The following is a 24,086-nucleotide window of genomic DNA, read 5'->3' as shown; positions in this document are numbered from 1 at the left end:
TATTTATGGAGGGGTTATTCATGTCTGTATGTACACCAGAAGAAATTACTGAACTTGCTGCTAATTCCGGAAGAAAAAAGGCTCATTTATCTTTACTCCCTATGCTAATTCTCGGTTTTTTTGGTGGTGCTTTCATAGCATTAGGATATTTACTAGATATTCATGTTATTGGGACAATGCCAAAATCTTGGGGATCATTTACTAGTTTCTTAGGTGCCGCTGTATTCCCTATCGGTCTTATACTCGTTATTCTTGCCGGCGGTGAACTAGTAACTGGTAATATGATGACAGTTTCAATGGCTTGGCTTCAAAAGAAAATCACTTTGTTTCACTTCATCCGCAATTTAGTTATTGTTACGTTTAGCAATTTCATCGGTGCTATATTCGTAGCTTATTTTTTCGGCCATATCGTCGGATTAACAGAGGGAGCTTTTCTAGCGAAGACAGTTTCAATTGCACAAGCAAAACTACAAGACACACCACTACAGGCCTTCATTTCTGCAATTGGATGTAATTGGCTTGTTTGTTTAGCTGTTTGGCTCAGTATGGGAAGTAAAGAATTTATCGGAAAAATTATCGGAATTTGGTTCCCAGTTATGACCTTTGTTGCGATTGGATTTCAACACGTTGTTGCCAATATGTTTGTCATCCCTGCTGCCATTTTTGCTGGTCATTTAACTTGGGCTGAATACTTTCCAAACTTCATTTTTGTTTTCTTTGGAAATTTAGTAGGAGGTATGTTATTTGTAGCACTACCTTATTTCATAGCTTATAATAAGAAACTATCTTCCTCTACAGAGAAGACGGAAATAAAGAATAAATCTATATCCGCTTAAATTGAATGTCTGTAAAGTGATCCTAAAAAATATTACAAATATCATTTTTTTCGTGAATATATGTACGTACACTTGTTCTCGAATGTTTTATACGTTATAATAACAACTTAAATAGCATTATTTACATATGAGGTGAAAAACATGAACAAAACAGAATTAATTAAAAGCGTAGCACAAAATGCTGAGATTTCTCAAAAAGAAGCTACTGTAGTTTTACAAACTGTAGTAGAATCAATCACTAACACTTTAGCTGCTGGTGAAAAAGTACAACTTATCGGATTCGGTACATTCGAAGTTCGCGAAAGAGCTGCTCGTACAGGCCGTAACCCACAAACTGGTGAAGAAATGCAAATCGCAGCTTCTAAAGTACCTGCTTTCAAAGCTGGTAAAGAACTAAAAGAAGCTGTAAAATAATGAAAAATAGCCTTCTCATTTATGAGAAGGCTATTTTTTTCATGATATAATTAATAAAAAACTGACCATTATGCTGTTTCTTTTGTTCCTTTATGCACATAAAACCTTTACTCTCAAAGAAAGGTTTTGCTGTTATACTCGCTTCTGTATATATATCCCTATGCCCCATGTTCACTGCTTCTTCTTCTAACTTCTGTAGTATGTATGAAGCTATTCCCTTTCCTTGATAATCCTTATGCGTAAATAACCGATCTACATAATGATTATCATTATAATCGCCAAATCCTACTGTCACACCATTATTATCCGCTACATAGCTCCTATTCTTTTCTAAAGACTGCAGCCAATTTTCCCTATCCAGCTGCTCTGGTGCCCAAGCCTGTAGTTGTAACTCGTTATAATCCTTTGCATTAACCGTATGAACTGTTTCATAGAACAATTGTAATACTTGCTCTAAATCTTTTTTCTGGAATGTTCTAATTATAATATCTTTTAACATATACGAGTCTCCTTACCAAACTCCTCTTAGCTTTTCTACTATATACGATTCAATCTTTCTTCTTTATTATATCGTTTTAGTTTCTATACGAACAAAAAACAATACTTATTCAAAGTATTGTTTTTTAATTATATTCAATTCATTCATGTAGCTTTTTAAGATTTTAATTTAACTCTTTGTAATCGTAATGCATTTAATACGACTGATACAGAACTAAATGCCATCGCGGCTCCAGCTACCCAAGGTGCTAAGAAACCAAGCGCCGCAATAGGAATTCCTAAAGCGTTGTAAGCTAATGCCCAGAATAAGTTTTGTTTGATATTTCTTATCGTCATTTTACTCATATAGATCGCATCTGCAATACTATTTAAGTCACCGCGGATTAACGTTATATCCGCTGCTTCCATCGCTACATCAGTTCCTGTTCCAATTGCCATACCAATGTTGGCTGTAGCAAGAGCAGGTGCATCATTTATTCCATCTCCAACCATTGCTACTTTCTTACCTTTTGCTTGAAGTTTTTTCACTTCTTCTGCTTTTCCTTCTGGTAAGACTTCTGCAATTACGTGGTCAATACCAACTTGCTTAGCGATTGCTTGAGCAGTTTGTGTATTATCTCCTGTAATCATAACAACGTCTAGACCCATTTTCTTAAGTCTTGCGATAGCTGCTTTTGAAGTATCTTTTACAGTATCTGCAACGGCCACTATACCAGCATATTCTTTATTAATCGCAATAAGCATTGCTGTTTTTCCTTCTCGTTCTAGCTCTTCCATCGATTTAGAAACTTCTTCAATATCAATATCGAATTTCTTCATTAATCGACGTGTACCAATTAATAGTTGTTTCCCTTCTACAACTGATTCGATACCGAATCCCGGAATCGCTTCAAACGTTTCTGAACTTGGGATATCAATTTTCTTTTCTTTAATTCCTTCTACAATCGCTTCTGCAAGTGGGTGTTCAGAATTTCTTTCTGCTGCACCGACTAATTGTAATATTTCCTTCTCTTCAAATCCATCTGCTACAATTATATCTGTTAATACTGGCTTTCCATTTGTTACTGTACCCGTTTTATCCAGAATAACCGTATCTAATCGGTGCGTTGCTTCTAAATGCTCTCCACCTTTAAATAAAATGCCATACTCAGCTGATCTTCCTGATCCAGCCATAATAGATGTAGGTGTTGCAAGGCCTAAAGCACACGGACAAGCGATAACAAGTACTGCTATCATTTTCTCAAGTGCCCCGCCAAAATCACCCGGTGTAACAAATATCATCCACACCGCAAATGTAATAATAGCAATCACAACTACAACTGGTACGAAGATACCTGAAATTTGATCTGCAACCCTTTGAATAGGAGCTTTTGAACCTTGAGCCTCTTCTACTACTTTAATGATTTGAGCTAATGCAGTATCTCTGCCTACTTTAGTTGCTTTAACTTTTAAAAACCCATTTTTATTCATAGTAGAACCGATGACTACATCTCCAATTGTTTTATCAACTGGAATACTTTCACCCGTTAACATCGATTCATCTATTGCTGATTTTCCTTCTACAATTTCTCCATCTACTGGGATTTTTTCACCAGGTTTCACATAAACGATGTCACCAGCTACCACTTCTTCGATTAAAATTTTCATTTCTGTGCCATCTCGCACAACTGTAGCTGTCTTTGCTTGTAAACCCATCAACTTTTTAATTGCTTCTGATGAACGTCCCTTTGCTTTTGCTTCAAATAATTTACCTAAAATAATTAGTGTAATAAGTACCGCACTCGTTTCAAAATATAAATCTGTCATATGTTCCGAAGAACCGATAGATTGAATGCTTAAATATACACTATAGAAATAAGCAGCCGATGTTCCAAGTGCCACAAGAACATCCATGTTAGCACTTTTATTACGTAACGCTTTATAAGCCCCAACATAAAACTGTCCACCAATGATAAATTGAACTGGTGTTGCAAGAGCTAGCTGCACCCAAGGGTTCATAAGCATATCAGGTAAATAAATAAACGATGTAAATGAGAAGTGGCTTACCATTGCCCACAGTAACGGGAATGATAAAATAAACGAAATGATAAATTTCTTCTTTTGTCGCTCAATTTCTTGTAAGCGATGATCAGTTGATCCATCTTGCTCATCTGATTTCACTTCCAATTTATATCCTAATTTCGTAATTGTACTCTTCATTTCATTTACATTAATTTCATCAGGATTAAAATCTACTGTAGCCGATTCCAAAGCGAAATTTACTGTCGCTTCGTTCACACCTTCTAACTTATTTAAACGCTTTTCTACTCTATTGGCACATGCTGCGCATGTCATTCCTGAAACAGTAAATTCAGCTTTATCACTTACAATTCCATATCCTAACGATTCAACTTTTTCCTTAAATTGTTGCGGATTTGTTTTTTGGGGATCATACATTATTTTTGTTTTTTCAAGTGCAAAATTTACATTTGCCTCTTGAACACCTTCTACTTTTTTAAGACCTTTTTCAATTCTATTTGCACATGCCGCACATGTCATTCCTGATATTTGAAGATTGGCCTCTTTTTGTTCATTCATGTCTCTCACCTCTATATACCCTTATGAGGTATAATTATTAGCAAAATAAATCGTACTTCATTTAAAGTACGATTTATTTCCGTATCTAAAAATAATTATTGAACATCGTATCCTTGATCTTCAATGACCGCAACGATATCTTTTAACGTTAAGACTGATGAATCAATAGTAACTTCAACAGTTCCTTCTGCTAATTGAACTTTCACTTGTTCAACACCGTTTAATTCCTTAACACTGCCTTCAATAGAATTTACACAATGTCCACAAGACATACCTTCAACTTGTAATGTAAACTGTTCCATTTAAAATCCTCCTCTTGTTTCTTCATTGTTTGTTAATCACAACTACATCTTACCATACCCCCCTAAGGTAATCAATGGTTTTGTATCATGATTTTATATTTTTTCTAAAATCTTTATCTTTCCTGTGCTCCAAGCATCTATTTTTTATAGCAGCTTTCCATACCCCTATATGTAAAAAAACCAAGCTAGTCTTATACTAGCTTGGTTTTTACGCTTTTGAAAAACGTTCAAATACTGTCATTAATTCTTCAATTGCTTCGTCACCATTTCCATTTTTAATAGCTCCTGAAACACAATGACTCGTATGATTTTTGAGAACGCCCATTCCCACTTTTTTCATCGCTGCATTAATCGCTGAAATTTGCACTAAAATATCAACGCAATAACGATCATTTTCAATCATATTTTGAATACCACGGACTTGTCCTTCAATTCTCTTTAATCTATTAATAATTTGTTCTTTTTCTTTTTCTGATCTATGTGTTACTGCCTCATGCTCTTTATGATCCATATTATCACCTTCTTAAAGTTTCTCTTCATCCAATAAAACAATTGCTTTTACGAGTATACCAATTATAGCATTAAATATCTATGTATGATACCCCATATGAGTATATTTCCGCTTTATGATTATTCTTAACAAATTACTAGCTTCTCAGTCCCAATTATCATTATACCCTTTCCTTTTTTTCAAAAAATCATTTCATCTCCCATCAAAACTCAATAAAGTGAAACTTTAATCAGAGGGGTTTTGTCCATCCCCTCTAATTATTAGCCACACCAATCGGGCTTTTATCGGCCGTTAATGCGGGATAAAGTGAAACAATAATAAGCAGGGATTGTCCATCCCCACTTATTATTCATCCACAAATACAAAAGTCTCAATCTTCACATATTTGAATCGAGACTTTTTTCTTCCTATATATAATTATTGCTGATCACATACTTTTGTATCATTTACTACTGAAGTTCCCTCAACGGTTACCGTATGAAAACAGTCATTTACTCGAACAGTAACAACATTATCTTGTCGATCAATGATATGATATTCATTAAATTGTTTATTAAGAGCACTGCGAATTTGCTCTCCTTCATAAATTGGAATGCCATGTGATAAAACCCAAATAAGCCCAGCGATAGCAAGAATAGTTTTCATACGATCTACCTCCTTGAGAATAAAGTGAACTTTTAATCGGTGTTTATTTCAGCCCTACTAATCATTAGTTGAATCAGTCGAGCTTTTATGGGGTAAGTTCATTTCGTCTATTTTATGTTTATGCTAATTGTGACGGAAATGTGACAACTTTTTGTCTCCTTAGACGAAAAGTTGAAACAAAACTTTCAAAAAGGACAATTCTACTTGCACAAACAAAAGGCTATGGGAATTCCCCACAGCCTTTTGTTTGCATTTTATTAAACAATCATTTCAGTATGTTTAATTTTAAGTGTTTCAATTTGAATTGTAGTATGTTCAATATGGAACTCTTGTTTTAACATATCAATTATATTTTGAAGCACTTCTTGATCGTCTTTCTTTTTATCAATCATTACATGGACACTTAATGCATCTAACCCCGATGTAATTGTCCAAATATGAAGGTCGTGTATATCCCGTACACCTTCTACTTCTCTAATCGCTTGCTTCACTTTCTCTAATTCAATTGAAACAGGTGTACCCTCCATAAGTATATGAATGGAATGTTTTGTTACTCCCCATGCGCTCTTTAAAATCAATAAAGCTACAACTACTGAAATAATTGGATCTGCAATATACCATGAGAATAGTGACATAAGTACACCAGCAACTAATGCACCAACTGAACCTAGAGCATCTCCAAGAACATGTAAATATGCGCTACGTAAATTCACATTATTTTTCACATCACCTTGTCTCATAAGCGCCCATGCGCTAATTAAATTTGCTAGTAAACCAATTGATGCGATTAACATCATTGGACCACTTGCTACAGTTGGTGGTTCAAAAAAACGACCGATTGCTTCCCATACGATAAGTCCCGCCACAACAAATAACGTAATTCCATTAATTAATGCAGCTAAAATTTCAAAACGATAATATCCATACGTTTTTGTAGAAGTAACAGTTCTAGCTGCTAATCCAATTGCGATTAAACTTAATAATAATGAACTTGTATCACTTAACATATGTCCTGAATCAGATAATAAAGCTAAACTATTTGTAAGTAATCCTCCAAAAAATTCAAGGAACATAATAATTGCCGTAATTACTAATGCCGTAATTAAACCTTTCTTATTCCCTTCTCTACTCTCTTCAAAATGATGATGTCCATGGGAATGCCCGTGAGTATGCCCATGATGTTGGTGACCGTGATGATGTCCCATATAAATTCCTCCTTTTAATCTTGTTTTGTTTTTAATAATTCCTCTATTGAATTTTCACTTTATTTATAAACGGCTCTTTTCTAACTTGAATTGAACTTGTTGGACAGCCGTCTCTAGCTGCCAACATTGCTTTTAAGAAAGTTTTTGGGATTCCCATTATTCCTTGATTGTTATCTAATACACCAAATGATTTTTCATTTCCATCTAATTGATATATATCAGGAGCTACGGAAATACATAATCCACATGACTCACAATTCTTTTTATTTACGACAGTATAATGTAACAATATAAATCACCTCCATTACTCATATACAATACATAGGTAGGGTATATAAAGCTGTTTGTTTTATACCAAATTTCCTTCTAATGTCTCCACTTTCCTATTTAAATAATAATGGGAGATCGGTTTTAAATCGTTATCTAATTCATAAACTAATGGTGTTCCTGTTGGAATGTTTACATTCTCTATATCTTCATCTGATATTTGATCTAAATGTTTTACTAACGCACGTATTGTATTTCCATGCGCTGCAATAATTACTTTTTTACCAGCTTTTACATTAGGAGCTATCTCTTCATCCCAATATGAAACCACTCGTTTTTCTGTATCTTCTAGATCTTCTGTAAGAGGAAACTCACTATCTTTTAATTTTCTATACTTCGGATGTGCCGCTTCATACCTCTCATCATCTTTTGTAAGAGCTGGTGGGCGTACATTTGTTGAACGTCTCCATAAAGTTACTCTCTCATCACCATATTTCCTTGCCGTTTCTTCTTTATTTAACCCTTGAAGTGCACCGTAATGTCTCTCATTTAATTTCCATGTTTTATGAACAGGTATCCACATTAAATCCATTTCCTCAAGAGTAATCCATAAAGTTCGCATCGCTCTTTTTAAAACAGATGTATATGCTATATCGAATGAGAATCCATTGGCTTTCAAAATCTCTCCAGCTTCTCTTGCCTCTCTAAGACCAGTATTTGATAAATCAACATCCGTCCAACCTGTAAACCGATTTTCAACATTCCATTCACTGTTTCCGTGTCGTATTAAAACTAACTTTATCATACTTATTATCTCCTCTCCTTTTAAAGTTGCATTTTCATAAAGAAATATCTTTATGAAAATGCACGATTACTTATTGAATTCTTTCTTGTTCATTTCACTACTATGACTAAACGCTAATTCAATTAATCCATCTACATGAGAATCATCTAATGAATAAAAAACAAGTTTCCCTTCTTTACGCTTTTTTGCTAATCCTATTGTTTGTAACAACCTTAAATGATGCGAGGCTGTTGCAATACTACTATGAATAATACTTGCGACATCACGTACGCAAAGTTCCTTTTCCGTATACAATGCATAAGCAATTTTTAATCGTGTTTCATCTGCAAGTGCCTTAAACATTTTCGCTACACTACTTATATTTTCTTTCTCCAACATGTCACTTGCATGTTTGACTTTTTTCTCATCATGATAACAAAGTTCACAATGTTCTTCACTCATATGTAACACCTCTTATTCAAATATATATTTGATTATGTATGTAGTATACCGTATTAACCAAAAACATTCANNTGAATGTTTTTGGTTAATACCTTAAATATGTCTATCTAACAAAAAGAATCCCACATAATATGGGATTCTTTTTTATGCTATTAATTCTTCTATAAATGACTAACGAATCTTAATCCTTTACTTAAAGAGGTCGGCACTACAGATGCATGATTCTCCCCTTCAGCTTCATAAAACCTAAATCTAAGTTTATCGTGTTTTACTTGGAGAAGGCGCTCTGATAATTCATTTGCACCTACAACCATATGCTCTCGTTCTAATGACCCAACTGTAAGGAATACGCCTGTTTCAAGCTTAGCATTGTTTAATTCATTTATAAGGTTCTCTTCTTTTTCAAGTACAGATTGGTTATTCCACCAAATAGATGGGCTACTAATAAAATAATTTTGAAAGGCATTTACATTTGTAAATAGTATATGTAATGCAAATAATCCGCCTAGCGAATGACCAAATAACGTTTGCTTTTCTTTATCGATTTCAAAAGCATTTTCAATTTGTGGTTTCAATTCTTCTTCAATAAAAGTAAAGAAGTTATGTGCTCCTCCTGTTTTAGGCCACGGCTTACCATCCGGTTTTAAAGGAGCCTCTTTTGAAATTACGACAGGTGTAAAATCATAGCATCTTTCTTCTCCTGAAAATGCCCCTTCAATTGGATACCCAATACCTACTATAACGGCTGGTGAAACACCTGTTTTTTCTGATCTAACCGATTGTATTTTAACCGCTTCATGGAATGTTTGAAAAAAGGCATTACCATCTAATACGTATATGACAGGATATCCTGATTCTGGCGCTGGTTGCCTCGGCTTTGAAATATGAATTTGATATTCTTTACCTTCTAATTTTGAATACATTTTCCACTGTTCTGTATTAGATGTAATAATCTGCTGTTTTTCAATTGTCATATTCATTGTAAATCCCCCCCTTTTAACTCGTTACATATATTTCTACTTTTTCTTCTTGAGATACAACGCTATCATAGCCGAAACAAACAGGAGACCCATTATACGAATCAATCATGACACGCGCATCAATATGAAATACTTCTTTTAATACTTCATTTGTAATTATTTCTTCTGGACTACCAGTTGTAATAATTTTCCCTTCCTTCATTGCAATAATTTCATCTGAAAATCTCGCTGCGTGGTTAATATCATGTAATACCATTACGACCGTACAATTATGTTCTCTATTTAACTTTTCTACTATTTGCAATACATCTAATTGGTGGGACATATCGAGGTATGTAGTTGGTTCATCTAATAGAAGCACTTCTGTCTCTTGTGCTAAAGCCATCGCTAGCCATACCTTTTGTCGTTGACCACCTGATAAATTTGCAATTTGTCTCGTTCGAAACGTAGATGTTTTCGTTATATCTAATGCCCAATCAATCATCTCTTTATCTTTGGACGTTAATTTGTTTACGTTATTCCGATGTGGATAACGTCCATAAGAAATTAATTCTTCTACTTTAAGTTCTCCTGGTGCAATCGGATTTTGCGGGAGTAAAGCTAACTGCTTGGCAATTTCTTTCGTTGGAATCGTGCTTAAATCCTGTCCTTGCAAATACACTTTACCACTTTTTTGTTTTAAAATTCGTCCCATCGTTTTTAATAGTGTTGATTTCCCGCATCCGTTTGGCCCTATAATTGTCGTTACTTTTCCCTTTTGTATTTCCACATTTAAATCGCGAAACACTGTAAGCTTTTCATAACTCGTTTCTAAACTTTTTACACTTAAAATACTCACTTTTATTCCCCCTCTTACGCTTTCGCCTTATAAAGTAAATATAAGAAATACGGTACACCGACAATAGAAATAACAATTCCAACTGGTAACTCTACAGGTGTGAAAACTGTTTTTGCAATAAAATCTGAAGCAATTACGAGAAACATTCCGATTGCCCCGCACGTAGGAATTATGTGCTTATGTTGAATACCAACAAGTCTTTTCGCTATATGTGGTGCCATTAATCCAATGAAACCAATACTTCCGGAAACAGCAACACATGCACTTACAAGTCCGATACTACTTAATAGTAAGATCGATTTCTCTCGTTCTACTGAAACACCTAAACTTGTAATACTCGTTTCTTCCAATTGAAATAAATCTAATAAATAAGCTTTCTTTTGTATAAGAGGAATTAATATGATAAGCCACGGTAACATGGCAACAATATACTTCCAGTTTGCACTATATATACTTCCCGACACCCAAACTGCAGCCATTTCAAAATCTGTTGACTTCATTTTGAGTGATAAATACATAGAAAAGGCTCCAAATCCTGATCCAATTGCAATCCCTGTTAATAAAAGTCGCTGCGAATCTAACGTACCGTTTTTCCAAGAAAACAGATAGATTATAATGGCTGCACCTAATCCACCTATTAGGCCAAACATCGGCATCATCATAATAGAAACCCAGTCTGTGCTCTTTAATTGTCCTTGAAAGAAAAACATAAAAATTACGATGGCTGTACCTGCCCCAGCATTTACTCCTAAAATACCTGGGTCCGCCAAGCCATTTCTCGTAATCCCTTGAATAACAGCACCCGCAACACCAAGACCTAATCCTACTAATCCAGCAATTACAATGCGCGGAAGACGAAATTCAAATATAACTAAATCATGATCTGGTACTGGATCAATTCTAAGGAGTGTTTTACATACATCTGTAATCGTAATATCGAACGTACCATTTGTTAAACTAATATAAGTAGCACCCAAAATTAAAAATATAATGATTCCCATCGTCATTACAAAACGTTGACTTGAACTTTTAGGCATGTCTCTTTCCTCCTCTTGTACGGATTAAATAAAGGAAGAAAGGAATTCCAATTAAGGAGGTCACGACTCCAATCGGCGTTTCAAATGGATAGTTTACAAACCTACTTAATACATCACATAATGCTAAGAAAACTCCACCAATAATGCCTGCACATGGCAAAATCCACTTATAATCTACCCCAATTAAAAAGCGAGTAATGTGCGGAATAATTAAACCTACAAAACCTATTTTCCCCACTAAAGCAACTGCTGTTCCTGTTAAAAAAACAACTGATAAAATTGCCATCGCTTTAACTAGTTTTGTACGCTGTCCTAGATTAATAGAAACTTCTTCTCCTAACGAAAGAATGGTAATAGATTTTGATATGAGCAGCGCTAAAATTATCCCAATTATCCCAAAAGGTATCGTGATTTTAATGATATTAGGATCCACTTGATCTAACTTTGCATTAAACCAAAAACTAACATTTTGAGAAATTTGGAAATACGAAGCCATCGCGGCCGATACACTACTTAAAAATGTCCCAATAACAGTTCCTATAATTGCTAATCTAACTGGGGATAAGCCATTTTGAAGGAGTGAACCAAAACCAAACACGATACCGGCTCCTAGCGCAGATCCAACCATTGAACATAAGACCATTCCGATCGATGACATTCCCGGAAGAAAAATCATACTAAGTGTAATAACAAAAGCTGCACCATCGGTCACACCCATAATAGAAGGGGATGCAAGATAGTTTCTTGTCATCCCCTGCATAAGTGCTCCTGATATGGCTAGAAATGCTCCGACTAAAAGAGCTGCAACTACCCTTGGTAAACGTGAAGTAATAATAATATTATGATTTACATCGCTTGAATCAAAATGAAATAATGCATTCCACACTGTTTCAGCATCAATGTTTTTTGCACCATATAAAACAGAAAGTATGACTGTAAATAAAATCAATATGGGTGCTATACATAAAATGGTTACTGGTACCGCATTCGTTTTCTGCATATCATTCAACGCACCTTACTTATTGTATTATTTAGATAATTTTTCCACTGCTTCTTTTAAGAATGCTGTTTTACTCCAAGCCGTACCACCTTGTGCCATCGGATCCACAACGTTTACAAATACTTTCTTTTCCTTCACAGCATTCATACTTTGCCAAATTGGATTACTTTCAATTTCTTCTAGCACTTTCGGGTTTTTATTTTCACTTTCCTCATATTGTAAGAAAACATAATCAGGGTTAAGTTCAGCAAGTTTTTCAAATGAAATTTTCTCTTGTGCTTTTACATTTTTAAGTTGTTCTGGAACAGTTAGTCCAAGATCTTTATAAATGACAGGATTAAAGTATACTCCTTCTGGATATAGGAATAATTCGTTTGCTCTTAGTCTAATGACAAGTACTTTTTTATCCTTTAACTTATCTCCTAATTTTGCTTTTGCTTTTTTCGCGTCCGCATTGTAATCTTTAATAATTTTTTCTGCTTTATCTTTTTTACCAGTTAATTCTCCCATTAACTTCAAGTTATCTTCCCAATCTGTTGAAACATGTGATACTGGGAATGTTGGAGCTACTTTCGTAAACTTTTCAGCTGTTTCTGCTGGGAATTTCGTACTAGATGTAATAACATCTGGTTTTAATTGAAGTAATGTTTCAAAATTCGGTTGCATTTTCTCACCTACAGATTTTGCACCCTCTAATTCTTTTTCAAGGTACTTCGGTAATTTCCCCCCTACAGTAATTGCACCTACTGGTTTAATACCAAGTACTGCCGCATCCTCCATTGACTCTAAACTAGCTGTCGCGATTTTATCTACTTTTGCTGGTACTGTATATTCTTTACCTAAATATGTAATCTTTCGCTTTTCATCTTTTTTCGTTTCAGTAGCTTTTGTTTGTTGCTTTTGTTCCCCTGAAGTTTTGTCCGCACTATTACATGCTGCTAAACCTACACTTAAAACTGTAACCATCCCTAATGTAAATAATTTCTTGTTCATATTTATCTCCTCTCGAAACCTTTAAATATATTATTCCAACAATAAAATTTAATTATATGAAACATAATCCTCATCTATTTTTCACATTGTTAACAAACCTACGTAAAATGACGATTCATCCTCGTTCACTTCCCCTAGTATTAAATTCTTTACCGTCCCACAAACGATAATCATTATCATTGATAATGATTATCGTTATTAAGTATATATTTAATATGTAATTATTTCAAGAATGATTTGAAAAATTTCAACAAACTGAATACAAAAGAAGTATCCTCCTTTTTCTGGGAAGATACTTCTTTTTTAGAAATCTATATGTAATTCAACTGGGCAATGGTCTGACCCCATTACTTCACTGTTAATTTTCGCATCCGTTATCTGCTCTTTCATTCTTTCAGAGACAACAAAATAATCTAAACGCCATCCAATATTTTTCGCTCTTGCTCCCATACGATAAGACCACCACGAGTATGCACCTTCCTGATCAGGATACAGATAACGATACGTATCTACAAATCCTTCTTCTAAAACACGTGTAAACTTCTCCCTTTCCTCATCAGAAAAACCAGGATTTTTACGGTTACTTTTTGGATTTTTTAAATCTATTTCTTTATGAGCAACATTTAAATCACCGCAAAAAATAACTGGTTTTTCTTCATCTAATCGTTTAATATAAGCCCGGAAATCGTCTTCCCATTTCATTCTGTAATCTAATCGTTCTAATCCACGTTTTGAGTTTGGCGTATATAACGTTATCATGTAAAAATCTTCGAATTCTAACGTAATGACTCTTCCTTCTTGGTCATGCTCCTCAATACCTAAACCATATGCAACTGAAAGAGGTTCTTTTTTCGTAAAAATAGCTGTTCCCGAATACCCTTTTTTCACAGCGTAATTCCAGTATGTATAGTATCCCTCTAGATTTAAATCAATTTGCCCACCTTGTAATTTAATTTCTTGTAGGCAAAATATATCTGCATTAGATTCCTCGAGATATTCTAAAAATCCACCCTTTGCGATAACTGCACGCAAGCCATTTACATTCCATGAAATCAACTTCACTTATAGCCCTCCTCTTGATGTTCACTTTCAAAGTTCATGCTATCACAAAATAGAAAAACAATCATATTTTCACCTTTGTAATCTTGCTCTTACATTTGTGAATACGTACATACGCACATTATTCAGGTTATACTAATTTCAGAGGTGATGATCTTTGTACAATGAAGGATTTACGTTAACAAGTGAGTATTGGCAAGCAATTATTCACAATGATTCTTCCTATGATAACAAATTCTTTTATGCTGTGAAATCAACTGGGATCTTTTGCCGACCATCGTGCAAATCAAGAATACCGAATAAAAACAACGTACGAATCTTTCTAAATGCAGAGCAAGCATTGCATGAAAACTTTCGTCCGTGCAAACGCTGTAAACCAAATGGGCTCACTTTACCTAATGAAGAATGGGTAGAACAAATTAAAGACTATATTGAAAAACATTATGACGAAGGATTAACTCTCGACCTACTTGCGGAAATGTGCCACGGTAGCCCATTTCATTTACAACGCACTTTCAAAAGACTAATAGGAATAAGTCCAATAGAATATATACAGCGATTCAGAATTGTTAAAGCCGCAGAATTCCTTTCACATACAAATCAATCCGTTAAGGAAATTAGTACTGCTGTCGGGATAGAAAACCCAGAGTATTTCGCAACTTTATTTAAAAAGAAAACCGGATTTACTCCTACTGAATATCGAAAAAAGAACGAAATGAGAGAGGGATACAATAATGAATTCCGATAAAAATAAATCTATATATTGGACGCTATTTACACATGAAAATTGGAACTTTCATATTGCTGCAACTGAAAATGGACTATGTTTCATAGGATCGCAAGACGAAAATTTTGAAGAACTAAATATATGGGCTAGAAAAAAACTGCCACAACATGTATTGGTCTGCAATCCAGATTACCTGCAAACATATACAAAAGAAGTTATCGAGTATTTAGAAAACAAACGAGAAACTTTTACATTCCCTATCGATGCTTACGGAACTGCATTTCAATTATCTGTTTGGAATACGGTACGTGAAATTCCTTACGGGAAGACATACTCTTATTCAGAAATTGCCGAAAGAATTCAAAAACCTACAGCTGTGCGTGCCGTTGCTACCGCTATTGCTGCCAACCCACTTCTTATTACGATTCCTTGCCACCGTGTTATTGGAAAGAATGGGAAACTAACCGGTTTTAGAGGAGGATTAAAAATGAAGAAAGAATTGCTTACATTAGAAAAGTCACAGGCGGAATTCATATGACAATAGAATATACTAGCGCGTTAACATTAGCAGTTCCAAAAGAATTTAGTTTCCATGAAAACTTACGCTATCTTTCCCGTTCTAACAATGAATGTATGTTTCATATTGAAGATAATAAAATTTACAAAGTGATCCCTGTTCAAAATATAAACCCTTTGGTTGAAATTAGTATGAACACTGATGGCAATTTGGAAATACGTTTTTTAGGAGAATCCTATATCTCTGAAAAATGGATATGCAATGCTGTAACTAACTATGTAACTGAATGGTTTGATTTAAATACTAATTTAGCTCCCTTTTATAAATTAGCTAAACTTGATCTACTCCTTCGGGGTCCTATTCAAAATTTTCATGGACTTCGAAATTTAGGTATTCCAGATTTATTTGAAGCACTTTCCTGGGGAATTATCGGTCAGCAAATTAATCTCACATATGCTTATACGCTAAAACGAAGATTAGTTGAGACATTTGGAAGTTATGTAGAATGGAACGATAGAAAGCATTGGATATTCCCCTCTCCTGAAATAATTGCAACTCTACATGTAGAGGATCTTAAAAAATTAAAAATGACAACTAGAAAATGTGAATATTTAATTGGTATTGCGAAGCTTATTACAGAAGGAAAACTGTCAAAAGAGGATTTACTACAAACACAAGATGTAAAGCTTGCTGAAAAACAATTAACCACTATCCATGGTATAGGACCATGGACTGCCAACTATGTTTTAATGCGCTGTTTACGATTCCCTTCCGCTTTTCCAATTGATGATGTTGGTCTGCATAATGCAATTAAATTTATAACAGGTTCCGAAAGTAAACCGACTAAACATGAAATAAAAGATTTTGCGGCAAACTGGGGGAATTGGGACTCTTATGCAACTTTTTATTTATGGCGAGTACTATACTAAAAGAACCAAGTAGCACATCCGTACTACTTGGTTCTTTTTTAAGCTTGTTCTTCAAATCTTCTTGCGATTTCTACAATAACTTGAACGGCTTTTTCCATAGTATCTACCGAAACATACTCAAATTTACCGTGATAGTTTTCACCACCAGTGAAAATATTCGGCGTTGGTAATCCCATATACGATAATTGTGATCCATCTGTTCCACCACGAATTGGGTGAATGTTTGGCTCAATGTCTAAACTTTTCATTGCTTCATACGCAATATCAACAATTTCTCTCACCGGTTCAATTTTTTCAAGCATATTATAGTATTGATCATTCATTTCTAAAACGACTGCATCTTTCCCATACTTCTCTTGCATTTGCTTCACGATATTTTTAACATTATGTTTACGCGCTTCAAAGTTTTCGCGATCAAAATCTCGAATAATATAATACGCTTTACTTTGCTCAACATCACCATTTAAAGAAAGTAAATGATAGAATCCTTCATAGCCTTCAGTATATTCCGGTGCATCTTCTACTGGTAAATGCCCGTTAAACTCCATAGCAAGTTTAGTTGCGTTACGCATTTTATTTTTCGCTGTTCCAGGATGTGTATTTGTTCCGTTAAACGTTAACTTAGCACCTGCAGCATTAAAGCTTTCATACTCTAAACCACCTAATGGACCTCCATCCATCGTATAAGCAAATGATGCACCAAACGCTTCTACATCAAAATGCGCTGGTCCACGGCCAATTTCTTCATCTGGCGTAAATGCAACTCTTATTTTCCCATGTTTAATTTGCGGATTATGTATTAAATAATTCATTGCAACCATAATTTCAGTCAGACCAGCTTTATCGTCTGCTCCAAGAAGTGTCGTACCATCCGTTGTAATAATCGTATGCCCTTTATAAGATGGTAATTCTGGGAACTGTTCTGGCGTTAGCACAACATTTAGCTCTTCATTTAATGTAATCGCATTACCATCAAAATTTTCATGAATTTGTGGTTTTACGTTTTTTCCTGTAAAGTCTGTTGCTGTATCTAAATGTGCTAAAAATCCGATTACAGGAACATCTTTATCCGTATTAGCAGGAAGTGTTGCCATAACATAGCCATTATCATCCATCGTCACTTCTGTTAACCCAATTTCTTTTAGCTCTTCAACTAATAACTTACCAAACTCAATTTGTCCAGGTGTTGTTGGTACTGTATGACTTTCTTCATTTGATTGTGTATCAATCTTTACATATCTCGTAAATCTTTCAATAAGTTCTTGTTTCAAATTCGTTCACTCCCTTTTATATTTCTTTCTCTATTATAATCCTTACAATGAAATATTTTAACTTTTTTGACTGCAATAATGATTTTAAAAAAGTATGTTGTAAAAATCCAAACTAAAAATGCTTCCCCTTTGAGTTTATCCCCAGTAAGGATGCCTATATATTTTTCACACCATCGAAATTCGAAAACTTGTTCTTCTTAGTTTCACTACACTTTATTCCTCTATTTTCATCAACACAATTCTCCAACCATCTGGATCCTCTATCGTTATCCCCTTCTCTTTCCAATACGGATTTTCTGGCTCTACCTCTTCGTATCCCATTACATGCAGCCTCTTGCTCACTTTTTCCATTTCACTATCTTCTCGCATATAAAATACTAGTAAATTATCTTTTGTTGGAGCTGGACATGGACTTCCACCTGTATGTCTTGTAAACTCTAAATGATACTCTTCATCCGGTAGACCAAACATGACTCCATCATACCCCTCATGACCATAAAACTCACCTATACGCTTCAAACCTAATCCTTTTTCATAGAATGCTATAACATCTTCAAATTTGTCTGTTGGACGTGCTATTCTAAACTTCACCCAATTTTTCATGCTCTTCCCCCATACTAGAAATTTAACAAACGATTTATTATTATTGTATACATGCAACACATTTCTGAAATCCCCCATGAGTATGAGAACCGATACATACAAAGGTATTACTTAATGCTCCTTAACAAAAATCCATCAACACTGAAAGAATTCCCTCATCATTTTATATGTAATTTTGCATATCCACTTGCAAACTACTAAAAAATCATTAAAATGTACGAAATGACTAAATATACAATCCTTATATAAATCTCTCATAAACCAAAAGTTGTTTACTGTAATTTCTCTTCAATTCTAAAATCATTACACTTTGTAATTTTTCACTTATAAACATGATTTTTATAAGGAAATCTGATACAATCTTCAAGTAATATTATTACGTATAGATATTATGAATTTAATACATATTTTAAGTAGGTGATTACTTTGAAATTAAATAAAAATTTACATTTTTGTATATTAACAACAATTTTAATTTGTTATTTCAGCTATTGTCTTATATATTTCTTTTTATTCTCCACTCATTTTTCTGATTTCAATGTACGCTTTTCTTCACTAATCGTTGAAGGCATTACATTTATTTCATTACTATACTCTTTATATTCTAAAAAGGTTCATGTAAATCTTTTTTGGATCTGTATTACGATTGCAATAGGCAGTTTTTTATTCGGAAAAATACTTTATACATTTCAACATGAATATTTTCAATTTCCAATTCATCATTTCACTATTTCTGACGTGTTTTACATGATATTTCTATGCTTTTTCTTTATCGCTTTCAGCTATAAAATTTTAAAAGAATACAATAAATGGGAAAAAGTTTTCTTTATTTGCGATATATGTGTAGTACTCACTTCCATACTTACATTAGAATGGTATTTATTTGATCAATCAGATTCAAATATATTATCGCTTCCGATAGGAGAGATTTTCCTTTCATTTCTATATCCAATTGCAGACTTACTCTTCCTACTACTAGGTATTAGTCTCTTATTACGTCCAACAATTTTTAAATCAAAATGGAAAATGTATATCTTTGTTTTTGTATTAATAAGTTCTGCAATTTTCAACTATATTTATTTTTACTTACATACTCTTTTATCAGCTGACACGATAGCATTATTACGACTTTTATATAGAGTACCTTTATTACTTATTGCAATAGCCGGTTCTATTTCAGATGATTATACTAGCAATAAAAATTCTTTTATTGTGCACCCTAAACTAGGAAAAAAAGTTTTAGTTGTATTCCCTTACCTTGCCGTTGCAGTACTAATCGGGTTTACATTAAAAAAACAAACATCATCTTCCACTCTCATTACAGGAAATTGTATCGCTTTTGTTTTTGTACTTATTCGACATTCTATTGTAGGTATGCAAAACGCGACTCTAACAAAACGGCTACAAGCGTTTAATGCTCAACTAGAAGAAAAAGTTACTTTAAGGACTTCTGATTTAGTCCAAAAATCAGAGGCTTTATCTCAAAAACAACAAAAATTCAAATCATTATATGAATATCATCCAGACCCTATTTTTACAATCGATTTAAATGGAATATTCTTAAATGTAAATAAAGCAGGAAGTATACTACTCGGTGCCGCAACTAGCGAATTACTTGGTGAGACTTGTCTTTCAATGATTTTAAATGAAGATAAACATAAACTTGTATCTGCATTAGAAAAAGCAAAAAAACAAGAATCTACTTCTTTACAATTGCGTTCTCAATATAATAACGGCTTTACTTATTCTTTATACGTTACGATCGTTCCTATTATGATAGATGAACAAATTTCAGGAAGCTATATTATGGTGAAAGATATTACTGCCTTTAAAAAACAACAAGAAGAAATAAAATATTTAGCATTCCACGATACTGTAACAAAAATTGGGAATCGGGCCTTTTTCCAAAAAAAATTAAGAACAGTTATAAGAAATGTACAAACAACACAAAGTGAATTTGCATTACTATATTTAGATTTGGATCGTTTTAAAGTTATTAATGATACACTTGGGCATTCAGCAGGTGATTATATATTAGAAGAAGTAGCAAAACGTTTCCAATCTTGCATTTCAACAGGTGCTCATATATCAAGAATTGGTGGGGATGAATTTACAATCCTAATCGAAAAATATGTTGATCATAATTCCTTATTCGATTTATGTAACCAATTATTTGAAAGTATGAAAAAACCGTTTATTATACATGAAAACAAATTTAATTTATCGCTTAGTATCGGCATCGCTATTTATCCACATTCTGGAATCGATACCGCTACACTTTTGAAAAATGCTAATGTTGCAATGTATGATGCAAAGGAAAAAGAGCTTAATTCTGTCGCTATTTATAACGATGTCATTGCTAAAAAGATTGAAAGACGATTACGATTAGAAAAAGATTTACCAAACGCAATTCAAAATGAAGAGTTGTTCCTTTTATATCAACCTCAAGTTGATAGCAATTCTAATAAAATTGTTGGAGCTGAAGCTTTAATTCGCTGGAATCATCCAGATTTAGGTATTATTTCTCCAAATGAATTTATACCAATCGCTGAGGAAACGATGCAAATCATTTCAATTGGAAAATGGACTTTACAACAAGCATGTCAGCAAATGAAATATTGGCACGCACTAGGCTATTCTCATTTAAAAATAGGGGTCAATTTATCCGCCAAAGAATTTGAGCAAGAAGGCTTCATACAATCGGTTTCTTCTACTTTAAAAACTTCCGGATTACAAGCAAATTCACTTGACCTAGAGTTAACAGAACGAATTGCAATGATGGATGAGAGAGAAACATTGATAAAACTGCGTACACTAAAAAGTTTAGGGATTCACATTTCAATCGACGACTTTGGTACAGGCTATTCTTCCCTAGCCTACTTACCTTTATATCCAATCGATACGTTAAAAATACCGAGAGAATTTATTACAATGTCTGAAACGTGTGAAGATGGAATAGAAATCATTAAAACGATCATCACATTAGCACATACATTAGGAATGTCTGTCATTGCTGAAGGTGTAGAAACGAAAGAACACGTGAATTTCCTTCAAAAAAATAAATGTCAGTTTATTCAAGGTTACTATTATAGTAAACCTATTCATGCCGATTCATTTTCTACTCTGCTGGACAAGGGCATTCATTCTCTATAGGTTTACGCAATAATTTTCAGCTCAAATAAATACCAAAAAGGAAAGAAGAGTCCGTCTCCTCTTTCCTTTCTCTATATTTTGCAACTTTTCATTTCCTTCACATATCATTTATTTAAGTAGGTATTAATACATTTATGATAACAGACTGGAATAGGAGGGGATTATATGCATCACGACAGCTCACATAATAAATTTCACAAAAATACCCCTCTTTCCCTCTTCTCTATAAAAAATGAGCTAAAACAAAAATGCATCAACGCAAATACTTCCCTTTGCCCCCTTTCGAAAGAGGAAGAAATATTACTACATACAATTAAAGAACAAACAAAATTATTAAATCAAAATAATGTAACAAGGACGCGTGCTTACTTTCAATTTTACAGAAAATACCCTGAAATACATTGGGCACTGCTTGGACATATGGTATCACGTAACGGCGGTTGGAACATGACTGATTTAAAAGGGGATTTATATACGAAGCTATTATCTGAGAAAGATCAATTTACTTTCTTTTCTTTTTTAGAGCGAGGAAACTGGCTTATTTTTCAAGATGTTTATCCACAATTTTTACTATATGAACAAAGTGTAAAAAAATCCACAAACCTTTTCTATCTTCTTCCTCACCTCAATGTTTCAACATTTATGGAAACGATGTGGAATTCCTTTTGGAAAACTGGAAACAAAAAAATATTAGCAATTGCAACTATTATTAATGAACAAAATTACTTAGAAAAAAGAGTCATTCAAAATGAACACTTCAAAAAAAACGTTCTAAATAGCATTGGATTTAAACTATTTGATTTCTTTCAGTTCAATCATATCCTCTTTCCTTTTTACGAAAATAAAATGAATGCTAAAACATTACTAATTGGTGATACAATGAAACATTTCACTTCACTACATGAACGCATTTTACTTGGGAAAAGATTATACGCCTTGCTATTTCATAATGAACATATTTTATCTCAAGTTATACATTGGGCAGATACTCATCCTCATACAGGTTCACGAAAAGATTACTGGCCACATTTATTCTCAAGTGTAAATGAATCCTTTTCAAGAGAATTTTATAAACGAAGAATAAAAAATTGCCAATTAAAAAATGATTCCTATCGTATATATAGCCCTGCTCTTATGTACGCATGGAAAAATATAAAACACGAGGATACAAAACATGAAGATTGGTTTAACGACTGGCAAGTGATACATTATTTAACTGATAAGGAGGAAAATATAATTGGTCAAATTACAGAAGACTACTGCAAAACACTCGAAAAAATTGAATTGGCAATTCTCGCAAAGAAAAATGTCCTCCTTCGAGAAGAAGAGTGACCTTTTAGCATTAGTAGTTACAATCTTTCTCTCTTCTGTTATCGGAACGTGCTTAGATGTTTTCTTTGTTACGAAACAAATATATTTTTTTCCGGTTAGACCGTTCCCATCCATATTTTCAGTTAACATAGGCTTTACGTTGTTTGTATTACCCATTTTAACAGCCGCTTTCATACAAATCTCAAAAACATTATCTGCAGTTTCTAGAACTCTATTAATTATTTCAATAGGTATTTGTGCTAGTATTTTTGAACAAGTTGCTGAGAAACAAGGTTTATTTATTCATAGTGCAGACTGGCATCATACTTATTCTTTATTTGGGTATATGATTTTCCTTTCTTTTATTTGGAAAGTATATAATTGGATACAAAAATAAAGAGACCATTATTGGTCTCTCCTTAAGCATACTCTTCAGTTATCGCTAATGGTGCAAGAGTTTGAAGACTTTTAGATCGTAGACGATAGGCAACGACTTTCTTCTTATATTGCTTGATTACATCAACATGTTCCTCATAACTATATATCGATAAAGTAATTGTTCTTTTTCCTTTCTTCGTTTCAATGATGATTGGTGTCCCCTCACCTTGTGGTGGAAAATAATGTTTATCTAAAAATAAAGCCTCGTTAAATTCGTGAATAAATTGAAGTTTCTTTTCTCCCTCTATATTCTTCCCATCTAGCGATACAGTCGTATGTTCTTCATCAAGTTTTTGATGTAATTCAAATCTACTAATAATGGATTCTACAACAGAAGTTGGCATACTAGAAACTAGTACTTTAAGGGCACCAAAAATAAATAATGTAACGATAAACCATGTTGTCACTTTTATCATCTCCATACATTTTAAAATAAGTAGTTGCTACTCCCCTTACTTAAAAGAAAAGATCCGTATTTCATTAATCCTGTTGTCGAAGGAATTAGAAATAACGGTAAAAAATACTATTAATTTTTCTGCGCCTACCTCAAACCACTTTAATGGCAAAATACGGGTAAAAAGGAGTAGGAAGAGCATTAACATCCCTATTAAACTTCCTGGCATCGATAGATGGAATATTTCCTGAATCCACGTACCAGCTAAGCTAAATACATATAGCACGCCTACTTGAAGTAAAAGCGTCACGTACTTCATTTCTTTCCCCCATTTC

26 protein-coding genes and 1 pseudogene are annotated in these 24,086 nt (G+C 33.8%); 8 read left to right on the top strand and 19 right to left on the bottom strand.

Going from position 1 to position 24,086, the window contains the following annotated elements:
* The first annotated feature begins 20 nt into the window (after nucleotides 1-20).
* Nucleotides 21-836 (top strand): formate/nitrite transporter family protein, encoded by an 816-nt coding sequence (locus COI75_RS14080; protein ID WP_000109698.1) that lies wholly within the window; start codon nucleotides 21-23, stop codon nucleotides 834-836.
* A gap of 141 nt (nucleotides 837-977) precedes the next feature.
* Nucleotides 978-1,250 (top strand): HU family DNA-binding protein, encoded by a 273-nt coding sequence (locus COI75_RS14075; protein WP_001043913.1) that lies wholly within the window; start codon nucleotides 978-980, stop codon nucleotides 1,248-1,250.
* A gap of 19 nt (nucleotides 1,251-1,269) precedes the next feature.
* Here the strand turns inward: COI75_RS14075 and COI75_RS14070 are convergent, their stop codons facing one another.
* From COI75_RS14070 to COI75_RS14000, 15 genes are all read right to left on the bottom strand, one after another.
* The gene (locus COI75_RS14070) at nucleotides 1,270-1,749 is read right to left on the bottom strand and encodes a GNAT family N-acetyltransferase (protein WP_000910170.1); all 480 of its coding nucleotides are present in this window, start codon (nucleotides 1,747-1,749) and stop codon (nucleotides 1,270-1,272) included.
* Nucleotides 1,750-1,904: 155 nt separating this feature from the next.
* The gene (locus COI75_RS14065) at nucleotides 1,905-4,325 is read right to left on the bottom strand and encodes a heavy metal translocating P-type ATPase (protein WP_001005324.1); all 2,421 of its coding nucleotides are present in this window, start codon (nucleotides 4,323-4,325) and stop codon (nucleotides 1,905-1,907) included.
* A 95-nt stretch (nucleotides 4,326-4,420) separates the two neighbouring features.
* Nucleotides 4,421-4,627, bottom strand: a complete 207-nt coding sequence (copZ, locus tag COI75_RS14060) for a copper chaperone CopZ (protein WP_000434760.1) — start codon at nucleotides 4,625-4,627, stop codon at nucleotides 4,421-4,423.
* A gap of 208 nt (nucleotides 4,628-4,835) precedes the next feature.
* Entirely contained in the window at nucleotides 4,836-5,138 is a 303-nt protein-coding gene (locus COI75_RS14055; protein WP_000349637.1) for a metal-sensing transcriptional repressor, read from the bottom strand.
* Between the two features lie 417 nt (nucleotides 5,139-5,555).
* Nucleotides 5,556-5,783: a hypothetical protein gene (locus COI75_RS14050; protein ID WP_000849107.1), complete on the bottom strand. Its 228-nt coding sequence runs from the start codon at nucleotides 5,781-5,783 to the stop codon at nucleotides 5,556-5,558.
* A 257-nt stretch (nucleotides 5,784-6,040) separates the two neighbouring features.
* Nucleotides 6,041-6,988 carry a cation diffusion facilitator family transporter gene (locus COI75_RS14045; RefSeq protein WP_000509826.1) on the bottom strand — a complete coding sequence of 316 codons (948 nt, stop codon included), beginning with the start codon at nucleotides 6,986-6,988 and terminating at the stop codon, nucleotides 6,041-6,043.
* Between the two features lie 43 nt (nucleotides 6,989-7,031).
* On the bottom strand, nucleotides 7,032-7,277 hold the full coding sequence (locus tag COI75_RS14040) for a ferredoxin (RefSeq protein WP_000903571.1): 246 nt from the start codon (nucleotides 7,275-7,277) through the stop codon (nucleotides 7,032-7,034).
* Nucleotides 7,278-7,337: 60 nt separating this feature from the next.
* Entirely contained in the window at nucleotides 7,338-8,060 is a 723-nt protein-coding gene (gpmA, locus tag COI75_RS14035) for a 2,3-diphosphoglycerate-dependent phosphoglycerate mutase (protein WP_000594119.1), read from the bottom strand.
* Between the two features lie 66 nt (nucleotides 8,061-8,126).
* The gene (locus COI75_RS14030; protein WP_001287979.1) at nucleotides 8,127-8,501 is read right to left on the bottom strand and encodes an ArsR/SmtB family transcription factor; all 375 of its coding nucleotides are present in this window, start codon (nucleotides 8,499-8,501) and stop codon (nucleotides 8,127-8,129) included.
* A gap of 161 nt (nucleotides 8,502-8,662) precedes the next feature.
* A complete protein-coding gene (locus COI75_RS14025) occupies nucleotides 8,663-9,481 on the bottom strand; it encodes an alpha/beta hydrolase (protein WP_001057436.1) in 819 nt (272 codons plus the stop codon).
* Between the two features lie 16 nt (nucleotides 9,482-9,497).
* Complete coding sequence (locus COI75_RS14020) at nucleotides 9,498-10,319, bottom strand: ABC transporter ATP-binding protein (RefSeq protein ID WP_000025821.1); 822 nt, start codon at nucleotides 10,317-10,319, stop codon at nucleotides 9,498-9,500.
* Nucleotides 10,320-10,333: 14 nt separating this feature from the next.
* A complete protein-coding gene (locus COI75_RS14015; RefSeq protein WP_001126728.1) occupies nucleotides 10,334-11,356 on the bottom strand; it encodes a FecCD family ABC transporter permease in 1,023 nt (340 codons plus the stop codon).
* Nucleotides 11,349-12,356: a FecCD family ABC transporter permease gene (locus COI75_RS14010; RefSeq protein ID WP_001173070.1), complete on the bottom strand. Its 1,008-nt coding sequence runs from the start codon at nucleotides 12,354-12,356 to the stop codon at nucleotides 11,349-11,351. Before COI75_RS14010 ends, COI75_RS14015 begins: the two co-directional genes overlap by 8 nt.
* Nucleotides 12,357-12,383: 27 nt before the next feature.
* Entirely contained in the window at nucleotides 12,384-13,349 is a 966-nt protein-coding gene (locus tag COI75_RS14005; protein ID WP_001035503.1) for an iron-hydroxamate ABC transporter substrate-binding protein, read from the bottom strand.
* A 303-nt stretch (nucleotides 13,350-13,652) separates the two neighbouring features.
* Nucleotides 13,653-14,411: an exodeoxyribonuclease III gene (locus tag COI75_RS14000; RefSeq protein WP_000767605.1), complete on the bottom strand. Its 759-nt coding sequence runs from the start codon at nucleotides 14,409-14,411 to the stop codon at nucleotides 13,653-13,655.
* A 154-nt stretch (nucleotides 14,412-14,565) separates the two neighbouring features.
* Here COI75_RS14000 and COI75_RS13995 point away from each other — a divergent pair, with 154 nt between their 5' ends.
* From COI75_RS13995 to COI75_RS13985, 3 genes are read left to right on the top strand one after another with little or no spacing between them, the layout of a single operon-like run.
* Nucleotides 14,566-15,156 (top strand): bifunctional transcriptional activator/DNA repair enzyme AdaA, encoded by a 591-nt coding sequence (locus tag COI75_RS13995; RefSeq protein ID WP_000282153.1) that lies wholly within the window; start codon nucleotides 14,566-14,568, stop codon nucleotides 15,154-15,156.
* Nucleotides 15,143-15,673, top strand: coding sequence for a methylated-DNA--[protein]-cysteine S-methyltransferase (locus tag COI75_RS13990; protein WP_001083482.1), 531 nt, complete (start codon nucleotides 15,143-15,145; stop codon nucleotides 15,671-15,673). The genes COI75_RS13995 and COI75_RS13990 overlap by 14 nt, the downstream gene beginning before the upstream one ends.
* On the top strand, nucleotides 15,670-16,581 hold the full coding sequence (locus COI75_RS13985; RefSeq protein ID WP_000151607.1) for a DNA-3-methyladenine glycosylase family protein: 912 nt from the start codon (nucleotides 15,670-15,672) through the stop codon (nucleotides 16,579-16,581). Before COI75_RS13990 ends, COI75_RS13985 begins: the two co-directional genes overlap by 4 nt.
* Nucleotides 16,582-16,619: 38 nt before the next feature.
* On the opposite strand, the gene pepT is transcribed toward COI75_RS13985, so the two are convergent.
* Both pepT and COI75_RS13975 read right to left on the bottom strand, forming a co-directional pair.
* Entirely contained in the window at nucleotides 16,620-17,852 is a 1,233-nt protein-coding gene (gene pepT, locus COI75_RS13980; RefSeq protein ID WP_000807018.1) for a peptidase T, read from the bottom strand.
* Nucleotides 17,853-18,065: 213 nt separating this feature from the next.
* Entirely contained in the window at nucleotides 18,066-18,455 is a 390-nt protein-coding gene (locus COI75_RS13975; protein WP_000800655.1) for a VOC family protein, read from the bottom strand.
* Between the two features lie 426 nt (nucleotides 18,456-18,881).
* Here COI75_RS13975 and COI75_RS13970 point away from each other — a divergent pair, with 426 nt between their 5' ends.
* The 3 genes from COI75_RS13970 (at nucleotide 18,882) to COI75_RS13960 (ending at nucleotide 23,316) form a co-directional block, all read left to right on the top strand.
* The gene (locus COI75_RS13970) at nucleotides 18,882-21,608 is read left to right on the top strand and encodes a sensor domain-containing protein (RefSeq protein ID WP_000773528.1); all 2,727 of its coding nucleotides are present in this window, start codon (nucleotides 18,882-18,884) and stop codon (nucleotides 21,606-21,608) included.
* Between the two features lie 165 nt (nucleotides 21,609-21,773).
* Entirely contained in the window at nucleotides 21,774-22,940 is a 1,167-nt protein-coding gene (locus tag COI75_RS13965; RefSeq protein ID WP_000546386.1) for a DUF2515 domain-containing protein, read from the top strand.
* Complete coding sequence (locus tag COI75_RS13960) at nucleotides 22,915-23,316, top strand: CBO0543 family protein (RefSeq protein WP_000093853.1); 402 nt, start codon at nucleotides 22,915-22,917, stop codon at nucleotides 23,314-23,316. Before COI75_RS13965 ends, COI75_RS13960 begins: the two co-directional genes overlap by 26 nt.
* Nucleotides 23,317-23,338: 22 nt before the next feature.
* Here the strand turns inward: COI75_RS13960 and COI75_RS13955 are convergent, their stop codons facing one another.
* Nucleotides 23,339-23,764 carry a YfmQ family protein gene (locus tag COI75_RS13955; protein WP_002095405.1) on the bottom strand — a complete coding sequence of 142 codons (426 nt, stop codon included), beginning with the start codon at nucleotides 23,762-23,764 and terminating at the stop codon, nucleotides 23,339-23,341.
* A 26-nt stretch (nucleotides 23,765-23,790) separates the two neighbouring features.
* Nucleotides 23,791-24,070 (bottom strand): annotated as a pseudogene (locus tag COI75_RS13950) (CidA/LrgA family holin-like protein); the annotation flags it as partial.
* Nucleotides 24,071-24,086 lie beyond the last annotated feature (16 nt).

Source organism: Bacillus cereus (assembly GCF_002564555.1).
In the GTDB taxonomy this organism is placed as follows: Bacteria; Bacillota; Bacilli; order Bacillales; family Bacillaceae_G; genus Bacillus_A; species Bacillus_A cereus_K.
The sequence above is the reverse complement of the archived record's forward strand: the minus strand, read 5'-3'. Positions and strand labels throughout refer to the sequence as shown.